Below are 14904 nucleotides of genomic sequence, written 5' to 3'. Positions count from 1 at the left end.
CTCAGCCGGGCGGATCGGGCTTGATCCGGGCGAGGATGTCGTCCTGGAACGCGAGGTAGAGGTTCGCGACGACCTTCGCCGACGCGATCTGGCCGCCGACCAGCTGCTCGACCTTGCGCAGGCGGTACCGGACCGTGTTCGGGTGGATGAACAGCAACTCGGCGGTGCGCTTCACGTCCTGATCGCACGCCAGGTACAGCACCACCGTCTCGACCAGCTCCGGCGATCTGATCAGCTCCCCGAAGTGCCGGTCGAGCCGGTCGGCGACCTGGGTGTCGTCGCGGCGGGTGAGCAACCAGGTGGCGAAATCGACCTCGTCGAGCCGGACGATAGTCGCCGCGCTCCCCCGACCGTGCCGGCGCCCCGCCAGATGCCAGGCGGTGGCCGCCTCCTGCGCGTACCGGGGCGCGACCGTGAGGTCCTGGAACGGGCCGCTGACCCCGACCACTCGGGTCCGCGCGAGCAGTTCGAACCAGGCATCCGCGGTGTCGCGCTCCGCGAGGACCGCAGTCAACGACCCGCTCGCCCGGTCGTCGCCGTCACCGTCCTCGGACAGGATCAGCGCCAGGTCCTCGACCTGGGCCTCCTCCAGCAGGGCCTCAACTAACGCCGGTCGTTCGGCCCCGACCGGGCTCGCGACGACCACGCGGAGGTCGTCGCCGACCCGGAAACCGAACGCGCGCAACCGGTCCCACGTCTCCCGCACCCGGGAACTGGTCACCCCACCGCGCAGCGCCGACACCAACCGCGCGGCCTCCGCCCGCTCCTGGCTGATCACCAGCGACCGCGACGCATTGGCCGCCGCCAGCACCCGCTCCGCGGTTTCCAGCAGCTCCGGGCTGATGTCGTTCAACAGGGCCCGGTTGCGCGATGCGACCGCCAGCTGGAAACCCGAGCCGCGCACGCGGAAGGGGCGGGTGGCGACCACCCACTGCCCCACCTCGAAGCGCTGCGGCCCCGGTCCCTGCGCGCCAATCTCCTCCCACATCAGCCGCAGCGGGCCATGCCCGGTGGAGGCCACGATCCGCCCCGCGCCCTCGTACAGCACCGCGGCCCCCTTGCACAGCGCGCCGAGCCGGATCACCAGCGCGCTCACTGGGTCGGATGCCGACAACGCGTGCAGCAGGTCCGTCTGCAGCCAGACCGTCCGCTTCAGCAGGTAAGTCTCCGCGGACAGCGAGCCCCGGTTGACGAAGTCCTCGATGGCGGCGAACGGGATCTGCGAATCCACGCTCAGCAGCGGGAAGTTCCGCTCCCGGGCGGCGTTGCGCAACCCTCGCGGAACCGCGTCGAAGTGGATGCCGGTGCCGAACAGCAGGGCGGCCACGTCGGCCGAGACAAGATCGGCGATCAGCCGCTCCTGCGGGACCGGATCGTCCGGCGCGGCCGCGAACTGCCCTCCCGTGGTGAGCATGATCGAGCGCGGGCGGAGCCTGCTCGCGGCGTCGGCGAGGTCGGTCGAGTGCGCGGAGCGGACCACCGCGGAAAGGTCGCCCGGTTCCACGGCGGTCAGCTGCAGGCTCGGTTCATCGACGAGATGCCGCAAGGTCAACGACGGCCCTTCGGCGCGGCTGTCGGCGTTCATCGGTGCCCTTCCGGCCCGGAGGCGCGAGCTGTCCGACCGGACAGATCAACTGCGCGGTGTTTGTGATTCTCACAGTGACAGCGCGCACAGCGTGATGCAACCTTCTTGGCACCGCAGCCGGCGGCGGGTCCGAACCGACCAGCACCATTTCCCCTAGGAGGCACCCGCATGGCGAAGCAGCGTGTGGCCGTCGACGTCGGTGGCACTTTCACCGACGTTTGCGTGTTCGACGAGGACACACGGAGCATCCGAGTCACCAAGGTCCCATCCACCCCCGACGATCCGATGCGCGCCGTGCTCGACGGCGTCGAACGCGGCGGCATCGACCTCGCGGAGGTGTCGCTGTTCTCGCACGGCACCACCGTCGCCACCAACGCGCTGATCACCCGGAACTTCCAGCCGGCGGCGATGGTGACCACCACCGGTTTCCGCGACGTGATCGAGATCCGCGACGGCACCAAGGACGACCTTTGGGACGCCTACCACGACGTGGCCCCGCCCTACATCCGCCGCCGGGACCGCTTCGAGGTCGCCGAACGCATCGACTACGCCGGGCGCGTCGTGACGCCGCTCGACGAGGTGGCGGCGCGGCGCACCGCGGCGCTGCTGCGCAAGCGGGGTGCACGAACCGTGGCCGTGTGCTTCGTCAACTCCTACGTCAACCCGGCGCACGAGATCCGGATGCGCGAGATCCTCGAAGAGGAACTCCCGGGGGTCGCGGTCTCCACCAGCGCGGAGATCCTCCCGGAGATCTTCGAGCACGACCGGTTCAACACCACCGTCGCGAACACCGTGCTCGCACCGCTGGTCAGCGGCTACGTCGACCGGCTGGCCAAGGAGCTGGCCGCCGGCGGGTACCGCGGCGACCTCCTGCTGCTGCACTCCGGCGGCGGGTCCATGACGCCGCGCATGGTCGAGCGCTACCCGGTCCGGCTCGCGGCCTCCGGCATCGCCGCCGGCGCCATCGCCGCCCGGCACGTGGCCGCCCAGTGCGGCTACGCCAACGCCATCGGCCTGGACATGGGCGGCACCAGCACCGACATCGCGATGGTCCACGGCGGCGAGCTGCGGGTGACCAAGGAGTGGTCGGTCGAGTACGGGTATCCGATCATCTTCCCGTCCATCGAGGTGCTCACGATCGGCGCGGGCGGCGGGTCCATCGCCCACATCGACGAGGCGGGCTCGCTGCGCAACGGACCGCAGTCAGCGGGTGCTTCCCCCGGCCCGGCCTGCTACGGCGCCGGCGGGACCGAACCCACCAATTCGGACGCGAACCTGGTCCTCAACCGACTGGGCACGTCGTTGGCCGGAGGTGCCAAGCTGTTGTCGCCGGAACCGGCCGAGCGGGCGATCCTCGACCGGGTGGCCCAGCCGCTCGGCCTCGCTCTCGAAGACGCGGCGAGCGCCGTCCTGCAGGTGGCCAACGCCAACATGGCCGACGCGGTCCGGCTGATCTCGATCCGGCGCGGCTACGACCCGCGGGACTTCGCGCTGATCGCCTTCGGCGGGGCGGGAGCGCTGCACGGCGCCGAGGTGGCGCGCGAGCTCAACATCCCGACCGTGGTCGTGCCGCCAAACCCAGGGGTGACATCCGCACTCGGCTGCCTGCTGGTCGACATCCGCCACGACCTGTCCGCGATGTTCGACGCCGTCGGCGACCAGGCTGACGGCGAGGAGTTCGAGAACGCCTTCGCCGGTCTGGAGGCCGAAGCCTCGGCCCGCCTGCAGCACGAGGGCGTCCGCGCCGAGGACGCGCTTCTGCAACGCACCGTCTCCATGCGCTACCTGGGCCAATGGCGGTCTTTGACCGTCAAGTGCGGCAGCGGCCCCGGTTCGCTGCGCGAGGCGATCGAGCTGTTCCACGAGCAGCACGAGCGGGAGTACTCGTTCCGCCGGGACGAGACCCCGGTGCAGATCTACCAGCTGGGGTTGACCGCCATCGGCGTCACTCCCAAACCCGTCGTCGCCCCGTACGAGGTGGCGCCCGGTGCGGCGCCCGCCGCGCGGCAGAACCGCAAGGTCTACTTCGACGGCCCGGGGTGGGTCGACACGCCGGTCCACGAGCGGGCGGCGCTGCGCGCCGGGTGTCGGCTCGACGGCCCCGCGGTCATCGAGCAGCTGGACGCCACCACGATCGTGCCGCCGGACTCGCGCGCCGAGATCGACGAATGGCTGAACATCCGGATCCACCTGACGGAGGCCTGACCGATGACGAACCCCGAACGCGAGCGGTCGACCCCGGCCGGCCTCGACCCGGTGACCTTCGAGGTACTGAAGAACGCCTTCGTCACCGCCGTCGACCTGATGAGCGAGCAGATCATGCGCACCTGCTACTCGTTCGTGATCTACGCGCGCGACTTCTCCTCGGCGTTGTGCGACGCGAACGGCAACACGGTGATGCAGGGCAGCGCGGACATCGCGGTGCACGTGGGCACACTGCACTTCCAGTGCAAGGCGGTGCTGGCGGAGTTCGGCGACGACATCAACCCGGGCGACGTGTTCGCGGTGAACGACCCCTACCGCGGTGGCACCCACTTCAACGACGTCAGCTTCATCCGGCCGATCTTCGTCGGCTCGCAGATCATCGGGTTCGCCCAGAACAAGGGGCACTGGGCCGACATCGGCGGCAACGTCCCCGGTTCCTTCGACGTCAACGCCAAGGAGCACTTCGGCGAAGGCCTCCGCATCACCCCGGTCCGGGTGTGGCACCGGGGCCGGCAGCTTCGGGACGTGGCACAGCTGCTGGTCTCCAACACCCGGTCGCCGTACAGCTGCATGGGAGACCTGAACGCGCAGGCCGAGGCCACTGCGGTCTGCGAACGCGAGATCCTCCGGCTGGTCGACCGCTACGGCAAGGACGCTGTGGTCGCGGCGATAGGCGGCGTCCAGGACTACGTCGAACGGATCGTCCGCCACAAGCTGGCCGAACTCCCCCACGGGGAATGGGAGACCGTCGACTACCTCGACGCCGATCCCAGCAAGCCCGAGGGGCTGATCCCGGTGTCGGTGAAGATGCGGATCGACGACGAAGGCATCCACTACGACCTGTCCGGCAGCGCGCCGGCCGTGGCCACCTTCCTCAATTCCGGTTACGGCACAACGCATTCCGCCCTGTACGCCGGGACCAAAACGTTCTTCCCGGACGTGCCGCTGAACTCCGGGCTGTACCGCGTGGTGCACGCCGAGCTCGGCCCGGAGGGCACGGTGGTCAACGCCGCCTGGCCGACCGCGGTCACCGGGTTCTGCTCCGGCCCCTACGAGAAGCTGATGAACGCGTTGTTCGAGATCTGGTCGCAGGTGATGCCCGACCGCGCCATGGCATGCGCCTTCAACCTCGAATACCTGCTGGTCGGCGGCAGGGACGGCCGCACCGGGGACCGCCCCTACTTCATGTGGTACGACTGGATGGCCGGCGGCTGGGGCGGCCGGGCCGGCAAGGACGGATCGGGCGCCACCGCACCGGTTTTCGGCCCGGGGCTGGCCGTTCAACCGGTCGAGGGCCAGGAACGGCTGTCGCCCGTGCTGACCACCGAGCACACCATCGTCGCCGACTCCGGCGGACCCGGACGCCACCGCGGCGGCTGCGGTCTGGAGAAGGGCGGAGTGCTCACCGACTGCGAGAGCACCGTGATGTCCTACTGCTGCGACCGGGCCCGATCGGTCACCTGGGGCATCGCCGGCGGCCTGCCCTCACTGCCGCACGGGGTCTGGCTGAACCGGGGTACCGCCGAGGAGCGCTTCCTGGGCGCGACGTTCTCGAACGTCGCGATCGAACCCGGCGACTCCTTCACCCGCCCGTCGGCCGGTGGTGGCGGCTACGGCGACCCGCTGACCAGGGACCCGGCGCTGGTGGTGGAGGACGTGATCGACGGCTACGTCACCGTCGAACGCGCGGCCAAGGACTACGGCGTAGTGATCATCCCGGTAGACCCTGAGCTCGACCAGTACGAAGTGGACGCCGCGGCGACGGCCGAGCTCCGCCGCGACATCGCGGCACGACGCCGGGGCTGGCTGGCGGAGGATCCGCACGAGGTCGCCCGCCGATACCGCGCAGGCGAGATCGACATGTTGGATTCGATCAGGCGCCACGGCGTGATCGTCGACTGGGGCACGGGCGAGCTCCACGAGAACACGACCCGCCAGTACCGGGAACTGCTCCAGAAGCGCGCCGCGGACCACTGGACCTGACCGACACGCAGAGCGCAGCAGCCCCCGGAACGGTGCTCCACAAAGGACGGTCCGGACGCGGTTGTGCTGGCGGTATCCATTTGGTCACACACAAGTCGGGGATCCCGGAGTCCAAACCCTGTTCGGACACTGCGCCCCGTACGAACGGCCCTGCCGCGCGAACGCGGCAGGGCCGTTCGTGACCTACCCGCCGGGCCGGTCTTGAAACGACCTGCCACCACCGGGCGGCATCGTCACGGCGAAAGCTCTTCGAGCGTGCGCCCCTTGGTCTCCTCGGCGAACACCGCGGTGACGAGCGTGCCGACGAGGGTGATGCCGCCGATCATCAGGAACACCGTCGACAGACCCGTGCCGCCCGCGTAGACCAGGGCGACCAGGATCGGGCCGGTGATGATGCCCAGCCGGTTGAGGACGCCGCCCAGGCTGCAGCCGAGCGCCCGGCTTCGGGTCGGGTAGAGCTCCGGTGTGTAGAGGTAGAGGCTGATGTTGGCCGCGAAGCTGAACATCGCCGCGAACGCGGAGAACACCGCTAGCTGCCCTGCGGAGCTCGCGCCGAGCACCGCCAGCACGCCCATCGCCACCGTGGTGCCGCCGAGCCCGATGCTCAGCACCATCCGCCGGCCGAGCTGGTCGATGGTCAGCGCCGCCAGCACGCAGCCGGCCAGCCCGGCCACCGACGCCAGGGTGCTGTACCAGAGCGAGACGTCGGTCGGCAGGCCGAACACCTGCTTGTAGAGCGTCGGCAGCCACGAGGTGAGCCCGTAGTTGGCCAGGTAGCCGACGAACCAGATCGTCCAGACCACCAGGGTGCGGCGCCGGTAGCGACCGGTGAACAGGTCGCGCAGCGCGCCGGTGCGCGCGGATTCCGCGCCGGCGACCGCGGGAGCCGGTGCCGGTGGCGGCAGTTCCCGGCCGGTGGAGCGGCGGACGTTCTCCTCGATCCGCGCCATCACCTCCCGCGCCTCGGCGGACCTGCCGCGGGCGGCCAGCCAACGCGGCGACTCGGGCACCCTGCGCTGGAGGAAGAACGCGGCGACGCCGGGGATCGCGGCGATCAGGAACAGCGTGCGCCAGCCCCAGTTCGGCACGATCCACGCCGACGCCAGCGCGCCGACGGTCAGCCCGGCCGGGAAGACCACCTCGTACATCAGCACGAACCGGCCTCGCCGCTTGGCCCGGCTGAGCTCGGCGATGTAGGACGCCGCGGTGGGCACCTCGCCGCCGATGGCGAGCCCCTGGATGAACCGCAGGACCAGGAACGGCAGCAGCGCCGGGCTCAGCGCCATGCCCAGGTTGCCGAGCGCGGTGATCACCAGGCACAGCGTGATCACCTGGACCCGGCCGATGCGGTCGGCGAGCCAGCCGGAGGCCAGCGCCCCGAGCAGCATGCCGATCGAGCCGACGGTCAGGGTCGCGGTGGCGCCTGCCGTGGACAGGCCCCACTCGCGGGAGATCTCGGGCAGCGAGAAGGCGATGAGCAGTTGGTCGAACGCCTCGAAGAACGTGACGACGCCGATGATCAGCCGCACGCTGACGTGCCAGCGCGACATCGGCAGCCGCTCCAGGCGGGCGGCGACGTCCTGCTGGACGGTGTGGTCGGGGGTCGTGATGCTCATGCGTCCCTCCTTCGTTGGGACACGCATGCCACGAGGACGTGGCATGGAACGGTAGTTGCCGGGAGGTTCGGCGAGCGCGGTGGACTCGCGTTTCGCGCCTCCCTGGGTCGGGAGGCGACCGGTGGGGCCGATGGGTCAGGGCAGCCGGGCGTCGAGGAGCCGGATCGCCCGGGCGGCGTCGGCGGCCGAGGACTCGTCGAGCGGATCGCACTCGACCGCCGCGGCCAGGTCGTGTTCGGCGGCGGCCCGGGTCGCGAGCGGGCCGGTCTCCCCCACCCCGAGCGCGCCGGTCGCGCGGGCGGGGATGCCGAGCCGGGAGGCCAGGTGGTCGAGGGCCCCGGCGATGTCCGCGGCGAGGTCGTCGGCCGCCAACAGCGACATCGCGGCCCGCGCGGTTTCCTCGTTATCCGGGCGGAATTCCTTGCCGCCGGTCTCGTAGTAGAGGTAGGGGGCGACCGCGACGTGCCCGCTCCGGGCCAGCGCCCGGCAGCAGTGCTCGATCGGTTCGGTCAGCCCGTAGGCGTCGTGCAGCACGACCACGGCCGTGCGCGGGCGGGTTCGCGGGAACCGCACGAACAGCGGTGCTGCGGTGCGCCAGCACCCGGCGGCCCCGGTTGGCGGGCCCGTGGGCGTGGTGGTGGTCGTGGTGGGCCGGTTCGGCAGGCATCTCGGATCCTGTTCAGCTGGGCACGTGGACCGGAGGAACGAACGGCGACGGCGTCGGTTCGAGCGCGGTGACGTCGACCTCGAGCAGGAACGGGCGGTGCTCCGCCACCGCCTTGGCGAACGCCTCGGCGAACGATTCCGCCCTGTTGACCAGCGCGTACGGCAGGTCCAGCGCGTCGGCCAGGCCCCCGAAGTTCGGCGTGAACAGGTCGACGCCGGATCGCCGGCCCGCGTGCTTGTCCTGCATGTTGCGCAGCACGCCGTAGCCGCCGTCGTTGAACACCACCAGCACCAGCCACGGCCGTTCCTGGGCCAGCGTGGCGAGCTCGCCGAGGTGCACCGCGAGTCCGCCGTCCCCGGCGAAGACCACGGTCGGCGCCTCCGGCGCGCCGATCGCCGCGCCGATGCCGGTGGCCAAGCCCTGCCCGATGCCGCCGCCGACCGGGAAGACGTTGGTGTTCGGCCGGTAGATCTCCAGCAGCCTGTTGCCCCACTGGCTGGACGGGATCGTCACGTCCCGCGCGATCACCGACTCGGCCGGCAGCGCCTGCCGCATCGCATCGCAGATCAGCGCGTACTTGCCGATCGCAGCGCGCAGGTGCGCGCGCACCCGCGCGCGGGTACCGGTGACCTCCTCGCGCCAGCCGGGCTCGGCGCCCGCCGCACCGGTCAGCTCGGTGAGCAGCTGCGGGAGCACCTGCTCCGCGGCGCCGGTCAAGCCGACCTCGGCCGGGTGGACGCGGCCGATCGCCGCCGGGTCGACGTCGATCTGCACGTGGTTGCGGGGCAGTTCCAGCGCGTAGTGCCTGGTTTCGTTGGAGCGGAAGTGCGTTCCGATGGAGATCAGCAGGTCGGCCTCGGCGAGCAGCGGCCCGGCCTCGGGGTTGGCGGCGAAGTTGCCGATCACCAGCTCGTGGTCCTCCGGCACGCTGCCGCGGCCGGAGTTGCTGGTCAGCACTCCCGCCCCGAGCAGCTCCGCCAGCTCGCGAACGCGCTCGCCTGCGCCGGTGCCTCCGCCGCCGACCCACAGGATCGGCCGCTCGGCGCTCCGGATGATCTCGGCGGCGCGACGCACCGCCCCCGCATCGACCGGCGGCGCAGCCTCGCCCTGCTCCGCGGGAGCTGCCCGGAATCGCTGCTCGGCGTACTGGAGGTCGATCGGCCATTCCACGCTCGACGGTCCACAAGGGAGCGACAAGGCACTGCGAACCGCTTGGCGGAGCACGGATTCGGCCGCATCGGACGAGGTCACCGTGGCGGCATGCTTGGACACGGCGGCGAGCATCGCGGCCTGGTCCTTGGTCTCGTGGATGACGCCGCGGCCCTGCCCGAGGAACGGCGAGTCGATCTGGCCGGTCACGTGCAGCACCCGGCTGCCCGCGGTCAGCGCCTCGACCATCGCGCCGGCCGCGTTGCCCGCGCCGGTGCCGGTGCTGGTGATCGCCACCCCGAGGCCGCCGGTCGCCCGGGCGTAGCCGTCGGCGGCGTTGACCGCCGCCGCTTCGTGGCGCACCGGGACGAACCGCAGTTCCCGGCTCACCGCCTCCACCAGGGGCAGGTTGTGCACGCTGACCACGCCGAAGGCGGTGTCGACGCCGTTGTCGCGCATGACCTGGACGAGCAGATCGCCGCCGTTGGTACTGGGCATGGCAGTCCTACCTTTCAAGGCGTGGGTCTGATCAGAGGTAGCGGGCGATGCCGCCGCCGACGTCGACGGCGGAGCCGGTGATGTAGGAGGCGCGCGGGGAGAGCAGTGACGCGATCGGGAAGGCGACCTCGTCGGCGGTGCCCAGCCGCCCCAGCGGGATGCCGCGGTCGGCGGCCAGTTCCGCGCTCCACGCGGCGAAGTCCGATGCGGAGCCGGACTGCTCGTAGCGGCGGCGCCACTGCCCCGTGTCGATCAGGCCGAGGCACACCGAGTTGACCCGGATCCCGTCGGCGGCGAGCTCACCGGCGAGCGTCTTGGTGAGGTTGAGCAGCGCGGCCCGCGCCGCCGAGGTGGCCGCCAGGCGCGCTTCCGGCTGCCGCGCCAGGATCGCGTTGATGTTGACCACCGATGCGGCGTCGGAAGCGCGCAGCCACGGCTGCGCGGCGCGGATCACGTTCAGGACACTGAAGATCTTCAGCTCCAGCTCGTCGCGCCACTGCCGGTCGGCGGTTTCGGACAGCCGCGCCATCAGGGAACGTCCGGCGTTGTTGACCACGCCGTCGATCCCGCCGAAAACCTCGGCCGCCCGCGCGACGAACTCGTGCACGGCCGCTTCGTCCAGGACGTCGCAGGCACCGATGTGCACCGGCAGCCCGTCCAGCGCGGCCTTCAGCCGGTCGGCGTCGCGTGCGCAAGCGGCGACGTTGGCTCCCTCGGCGAGCAGCATCTTGGTGGTGGCCAGGCCGACGCCGGAACTCGCGCCGGTCACCACCACGGTCCGGCCGGTCAACCCAAGATCCATCGTTTCCTCCTCATCGGCAGACGAAGCCGCCGTCTACGAGCAGCGTCTGGCCGGTGATGTACGCGGCCGCGTCGGACAGCAGGAACCGCACCGCGCCCACGAGGTCCTCGGGTTGCTGCGGCCGGGCGAGCGCGCGGTTGATCCGGTACAGCTCGTGCCGTTCGGCCGGAACGGCCTGGGTGGCCTCGCATTCGGTGATGCCCGGGGCGACGGCGTTCACGGTGATCCCGTCGGGCCCGGCGTCGCGGGCCATCGCGCGCGTCATGGCCACGATCGCGCCCTTGGAGGCCACGTAGTGCATCAGCCGGGGCGGGCCGTAGAACGCGACGTCCGAGGCGATGTTGAGGATCCGGCCGTCTCCCTTGGCCCGCAGCTGCGGGTAGAGCGCCTTCGAAACCAGCCAGGTGCCGCGCAGGTTGACCGACATGATCCGGTCGAACTCGTCGGGTTCGATGTCGTAGAAGTGCTTCCCGCCGACGCCGTCGGCCAGCGCCGCGTTGTTGACCACCCCGTAGGCGCCGCCGAGCGCGGCGACCCGGTCGGCGAGCCGCTGCACCGAGTCGGGGTCGGACACGTCGGTGTCCACGCGGTGCACCGGAACGCCGTGCTCGGCGAGTTCGGCGGCCGCTGCGGCGGCGAAGCCGGGGTTCCGCTCGGCGATCACGAGGTGCGCCCCGGCGGCGGCGAGGTCGTGGGCGATCGCGAGCCCCAGGCCGCGGCCGGCGCCGGTGACCACGACCAGTCGTCCGGTGAGCGTCACAGCACTCCTCCCCTGGTGTCGAGTTCGGTCAGGAACGCCCGCACCGCCGCGTTGAACTCGGCGGGGCGCTCCTGGTTGGCGGCATGCCCGGCGCCGGGGATCTCGACCAGCCGGGCGTCGGGGATCTGCTCGGCCAGCACCCGGCTTTCGGCCACACCGGTCACGGCGTCCTCGCCGCCGACGACCACCAGCGTCGGCGTGGTGATCACCGCCAGCTGCGCGGAGTGGTCGGTCGCCGCCATCACCCGGGCGGCGTTGCGGTAGCCGCGCGGCCGGACCCGCGACATCAGCGCCACGACCCGCTCCCGCACCGCCGGGTCCGCACCGGGCGCCACGAGGCGCGGTCCGCGGGCGGCCGCGAACGCGTCGGCGCCGCTGGTGGTGAGCTCCCGGACCCGCGCCGCCATCGCCTTCCGGCCGTCGGCCGTCCGGCCCGAGCCGCGCGAGGAGTCGGCGAGGATCAGCGACCGCAGCACCTCCGGTGCCTTGATCGCCACCCGCGTCGCGATCACCCCGCCCCAGGAAACCCCGAGCAGGTGCGCCGGTTCGGCGTCCAGCCCGCGCAGCGCCGACACGACCGCATCGGCGTACGCGTCCAGGTCCGGATCGCCGGGCAGGTCCGCCGAGCCGCCGTAGCCGGGCGCGTCCCAGGCGATGACCCGATGATCTCCGGCCAGCCCGGACAGCTGCGCGTCGAACGCATCGGCGGCGCCGCCGATGCCGTGCAGCAGCACCAGCGGCGTGCCGCTGCCCGCCACCACGAAGTCCACATCGGACACCTTCGTCCGGATCATGCGAACGCTCCGGTCGGCGCGGCGAGCCGGCCCACGGCGGCCAGCACCGCGTGCGGAACCACGCCGCTGGTGGCCGGGTTCGCCGGGGACGGGTGGTTGCGGACCTCGAAGCGGTAGTCGCCCGCGCGGCCTTCGGCGGTGATCACGTGGCTGGTCAGCGGCGCCTTCGGGTCGGCGACGACGGCGGCCTCCACCAGGTCCCAGTCCCCCACCGCCAGCGCGACCGACGCCGCGACGTTGGCCGAGGCCGGGAAGGCGGCGGTGACCGCGCGGGCCGGTGCGCGCATCAGCTCGACCGGCTCGACGGCGGTGCGCAGCCGCTGCGCGGCGGGCTCGTCCATCCACTTCTGGATCAGCGTGGGCGCCTTCTTGGTGGTCACGATCCGCACCGTCGACAGCCCACCCATCCGGGCGGCCGCCGCGAGCACGTCCAGGCCGCCGATCGCGCCGCTGCACAGGTGCAGCCGGCCGGGTCCGGTGTCGCGCAGCTTCGCCAGCAGCGCGTCATCTGCCAGCGCGCCGATGGACACCACCAGCAGGTCCGTGCCGGCGGCCACGATGGACGGCCCGAGCTCGGCGAGCGCGCGCTGGCCCGCGCACTCGACGATCAGGTCCGCCTGCTCGATGGCGGCTTCGACGTCCAGCACCGGCAGTCCCGGCGGGTCGGTGCGCTCGGCGTGCACGACGCCGACCAGATCGGCCCCCGGGACCTCTCCGTCCCGCACCGCGCGCGCCACGACGCCGCCGATCGCGCCGCAGCCGAGGATCGCCACCTTCATGCCCGCACCAGCTCCCGGTAACCGGCGTCGGGCTTGCCCGCCATGTGTGCACGCGCGTCCTTGGACGGCGGGCCCGCGGTGCCCCACTGGTCGGAGAGCTCGGCGGTGCGCCGCCACACCCGGCACAGCCAGGCGTCCTCCTCGACCTGCGCGACGTCGGAGGTGTACTCGCAGACCAGTCCGGCCGGATCGGCGAAGTACGAGAAGGTGTTGGATCCCGGGCCGTGCCGCCCCGGGCCCCACAGCGGGGTGATCCCGTTGTGCTTCAGCCGTCCGATGCCGCGCATGAAGTGGTCCATCGACGGCATCTCGTAGGCCACGTGGTTGACCGAGGTCCACTGCGCCTGGTTGAACGCGATCACGTGGTGGTCGGAATTGCACCGCAGGAACGCCATCTGGTGCTCCGACCAGTCCGAGATCCGCATCCCCAGCACGCGCGTGTAGAACTCGCAGGCGGCGTCGATGTCGACGGTGTTGAGCACGACGTGCGCCACCTTGCGCGGCACCGCGGGCAGGCCGTCGGGATCCTTCGCGACGACGGCTTCCACGTTGCAGGACAGCTCGATCAGCCGGCCTTCAGGATCGACGAACCGCAGCCCGTAGCCGCCGCCGATCTGGTCCAGCGGGCCGGGTTCGGCGAGCATCGGGACGCCGAACGCGGCCAGCCGCCGGCCGGCCTCGTCGATCTCGGCGGGCGTCCCGACCGCGAACGCGATCTTGCCCAGCCCGTTCTGCTCGGCCTGCCGCAGCTCGACGATGTGGTGTTCCGAGCCGGTTCCGCGCAGCCACGCGGCGTCCCGGTCGGTCTCCACCGGGGTCAGGCCCCAGATCTCGTGGTAGAACTCGGCGGCCTCGGCGAACCGCTCGGTGCGCAGGCCGACCGACCGCAGCGACCGGAGCCGCACCACCGGCTCGGCGTCGGGGAATCGCATGGTGTGACTCCAATCAGAGACTTTCTTCGAAGCGCCGGAGGCGCTTGGCCCGCCCTCGCAACTTGCACCGCCATGCAAAGGGGTTCGGAGACGAACGATCAGCGGGCGGCCGCGCGGACGGGTTCGCGGGCGGCGGCTTGGCGCTTGGCTTCTGCGCGCAGCATCCGGCGCAGCCGGACGAGGGCGATGTCGTGCTGGTAGAGGTTCTCCCGCGTCCAGGCGTCCTCGGGCATCGCCTCGGCCATGACGCGGTCCTGCTCCAGCACCTGCCAGTGCCGCGCCTCGATCCGGTTCTTGTACAGGAACCGCCAGCTGTCCCGCTGCCAGCCGCTGACCTTGCGGCAGCGCCAGAAGAACCCGGCGTGCTGGCGCTCGTTGATCGCCGTCACGCAGGCGACGATGGTGAACGGCCCGCCCGGCCCGGCGGTGTCCGGGTACGGGATGTCCAGCGTGACCGACTGCAGCCCGCCGGTGTCGAGCCACTCCGACCAGTCGAAGTTGACGCCGCGCTGGTCGGTCTTCTCGAACACGAAACCGGTGTCGGTGTCCCGGATCTGGAACGCCGCCTCCCGCTTCCCGGTGTACATGGTGTGGCTGTTGCGGTGCAGGAACGCGCCGTGCATCGGGTCGAGGAGGTTGTCCAGCGAGAGCAGGTAGGAGGCGTCCCACTCGACGTAGCAGAGGAAGTTGTCCCATTCGCCGCCGGCGATCGGCGCGGGCACCTGCAGCGGAGTCGGCTCGGCGGCCTCGTCCGCGCCGAACCAGGCGAAGATCGCCCCGGCGTGCTCCTGCGCCGGGAAGGTGCGCAACGCCTTGCGGCCTTCCAGCGCGCAGCCCGGGCTGCCCGGCACCGAAGCCACGACACCGTCGCCGTCGAGCTGAACACCGTGGTAGTTGCAGGCGATCCGGTCGCCCATGTGCACACCCAGCGACAGCCGCGCGGAGCGGTGCGGACACCGGTCCTCCTGCACGTGCACGACGCCGGAACTGTCGCGCCACAGCAGCAATTCCTCGCCCGCGCGCTCCAGCCGGGTCAGTTCGCCCGCCCGCACCTGGCTCGACGGGCACAGCGGGTACCAGCGGTCCCGCAGCCCGAGCAGCAGGAGATCTTCCTCGTTCTGCAGCCTGGTCATC

Annotated in this window: 12 protein-coding genes; 2 read left to right on the top strand and 10 right to left on the bottom strand. The window is 71.6% G+C overall.

Going from position 1 to position 14904, the window contains the following annotated elements:
• Position 1 precedes the first annotated feature (1 nt).
• Positions 2-1585 carry a PucR family transcriptional regulator gene (locus E1288_RS16345; RefSeq protein WP_132485929.1) on the bottom strand — a complete coding sequence of 528 codons (1584 nt, stop codon included), beginning with the start codon at positions 1583-1585 and terminating at the stop codon, positions 2-4.
• A gap of 168 nt (positions 1586-1753) precedes the next feature.
• Here E1288_RS16345 and E1288_RS16340 point away from each other — a divergent pair, with 168 nt between their 5' ends.
• Positions 1754-3790: a hydantoinase/oxoprolinase family protein gene (locus tag E1288_RS16340; protein ID WP_132485927.1), complete on the top strand. Its 2037-nt coding sequence runs from the start codon at positions 1754-1756 to the stop codon at positions 3788-3790.
• A 3-nt stretch (positions 3791-3793) separates the two neighbouring features.
• Positions 3794-5773: a hydantoinase B/oxoprolinase family protein gene (locus tag E1288_RS16335; protein WP_132485925.1), complete on the top strand. Its 1980-nt coding sequence runs from the start codon at positions 3794-3796 to the stop codon at positions 5771-5773.
• 233 nt (positions 5774-6006) lie between these two features.
• Here the strand turns inward: E1288_RS16335 and E1288_RS16330 are convergent, their stop codons facing one another.
• The 9 genes from E1288_RS16330 to E1288_RS16290 form a co-directional block, all read right to left on the bottom strand.
• Positions 6007-7389, bottom strand: coding sequence for an MFS transporter (locus E1288_RS16330; RefSeq protein WP_132485923.1), 1383 nt, complete (start codon positions 7387-7389; stop codon positions 6007-6009).
• 135 nt (positions 7390-7524) lie between these two features.
• Complete coding sequence (locus tag E1288_RS16325) at positions 7525-7962, bottom strand: dienelactone hydrolase family protein (protein WP_165968137.1); 438 nt, start codon at positions 7960-7962, stop codon at positions 7525-7527.
• Positions 7963-8068: 106 nt separating this feature from the next.
• Entirely contained in the window at positions 8069-9703 is a 1635-nt protein-coding gene (locus E1288_RS16320; protein WP_132485919.1) for a thiamine pyrophosphate-binding protein, read from the bottom strand.
• A gap of 31 nt (positions 9704-9734) precedes the next feature.
• A complete protein-coding gene (locus E1288_RS16315) occupies positions 9735-10505 on the bottom strand; it encodes an SDR family oxidoreductase (protein WP_132485917.1) in 771 nt (256 codons plus the stop codon).
• A gap of 10 nt (positions 10506-10515) precedes the next feature.
• On the bottom strand, positions 10516-11265 hold the full coding sequence (locus E1288_RS16310) for a 3-oxoacyl-ACP reductase family protein (protein WP_132485915.1): 750 nt from the start codon (positions 11263-11265) through the stop codon (positions 10516-10518).
• Positions 11262-12059: an alpha/beta fold hydrolase gene (locus E1288_RS16305; protein ID WP_132485913.1), complete on the bottom strand. Its 798-nt coding sequence runs from the start codon at positions 12057-12059 to the stop codon at positions 11262-11264. Before E1288_RS16305 ends, E1288_RS16310 begins: the two co-directional genes overlap by 4 nt.
• Entirely contained in the window at positions 12056-12838 is a 783-nt protein-coding gene (locus E1288_RS16300) for an aspartate dehydrogenase domain-containing protein (RefSeq protein ID WP_132485911.1), read from the bottom strand. The genes E1288_RS16305 and E1288_RS16300 overlap by 4 nt, the downstream gene beginning before the upstream one ends.
• Complete coding sequence (locus E1288_RS16295; RefSeq protein ID WP_132485909.1) at positions 12835-13770, bottom strand: VOC family protein; 936 nt, start codon at positions 13768-13770, stop codon at positions 12835-12837. Before E1288_RS16295 ends, E1288_RS16300 begins: the two co-directional genes overlap by 4 nt.
• A gap of 98 nt (positions 13771-13868) precedes the next feature.
• Positions 13869-14903, bottom strand: coding sequence for an aromatic ring-hydroxylating oxygenase subunit alpha (locus E1288_RS16290; protein ID WP_235883589.1), 1035 nt, complete (start codon positions 14901-14903; stop codon positions 13869-13871).
• Position 14904: the final 1 nt, after the last annotated feature.

Source organism: Saccharopolyspora elongata (genome assembly GCF_004348985.1).
Lineage (GTDB): Bacteria > Actinomycetota > Actinomycetes > Mycobacteriales > Pseudonocardiaceae > Saccharopolyspora > Saccharopolyspora elongata.
The sequence above is the reverse complement of the archived record's forward strand: the minus strand, read 5'-3'. Positions and strand labels throughout refer to the sequence as shown.

Bases quoted from the DNA above. Each gene is read 5' to 3' on its own strand.
- E1288_RS16320 (WP_132485919.1), bottom strand. From the start codon at position 9,703: ATGCCCAGTACCAACGGCGGCGATCTGCTCGTCCAGGTCATGCGCGAC.
- E1288_RS16315 (WP_132485917.1), bottom strand. From the start codon at position 10,505: ATGGATCTTGGGTTGACCGGCCGGACCGTGGTGGTGACCGGCGCGAGT.
- E1288_RS16305 (WP_132485913.1), bottom strand. From the start codon at position 12,059: ATGATCCGGACGAAGGTGTCCGATGTGGACTTCGTGGTGGCGGGCAGC.
- E1288_RS16335 (WP_132485925.1), top strand. From the start codon at position 3,794: ATGACGAACCCCGAACGCGAGCGGTCGACCCCGGCCGGCCTCGACCCG.
- E1288_RS16340 (WP_132485927.1), top strand. From the start codon at position 1,754: ATGGCGAAGCAGCGTGTGGCCGTCGACGTCGGTGGCACTTTCACCGAC.
- E1288_RS16290 (WP_235883589.1), bottom strand. From the start codon at position 14,903: ATGACCAGGCTGCAGAACGAGGAAGATCTCCTGCTGCTCGGGCTGCGG.
- E1288_RS16300 (WP_132485911.1), bottom strand. From the start codon at position 12,838: ATGAAGGTGGCGATCCTCGGCTGCGGCGCGATCGGCGGCGTCGTGGCG.
- E1288_RS16345 (WP_132485929.1), bottom strand. From the start codon at position 1,585: ATGAACGCCGACAGCCGCGCCGAAGGGCCGTCGTTGACCTTGCGGCAT.
- E1288_RS16330 (WP_132485923.1), bottom strand. From the start codon at position 7,389: ATGAGCATCACGACCCCCGACCACACCGTCCAGCAGGACGTCGCCGCC.
- E1288_RS16295 (WP_132485909.1), bottom strand. From the start codon at position 13,770: ATGCGATTCCCCGACGCCGAGCCGGTGGTGCGGCTCCGGTCGCTGCGG.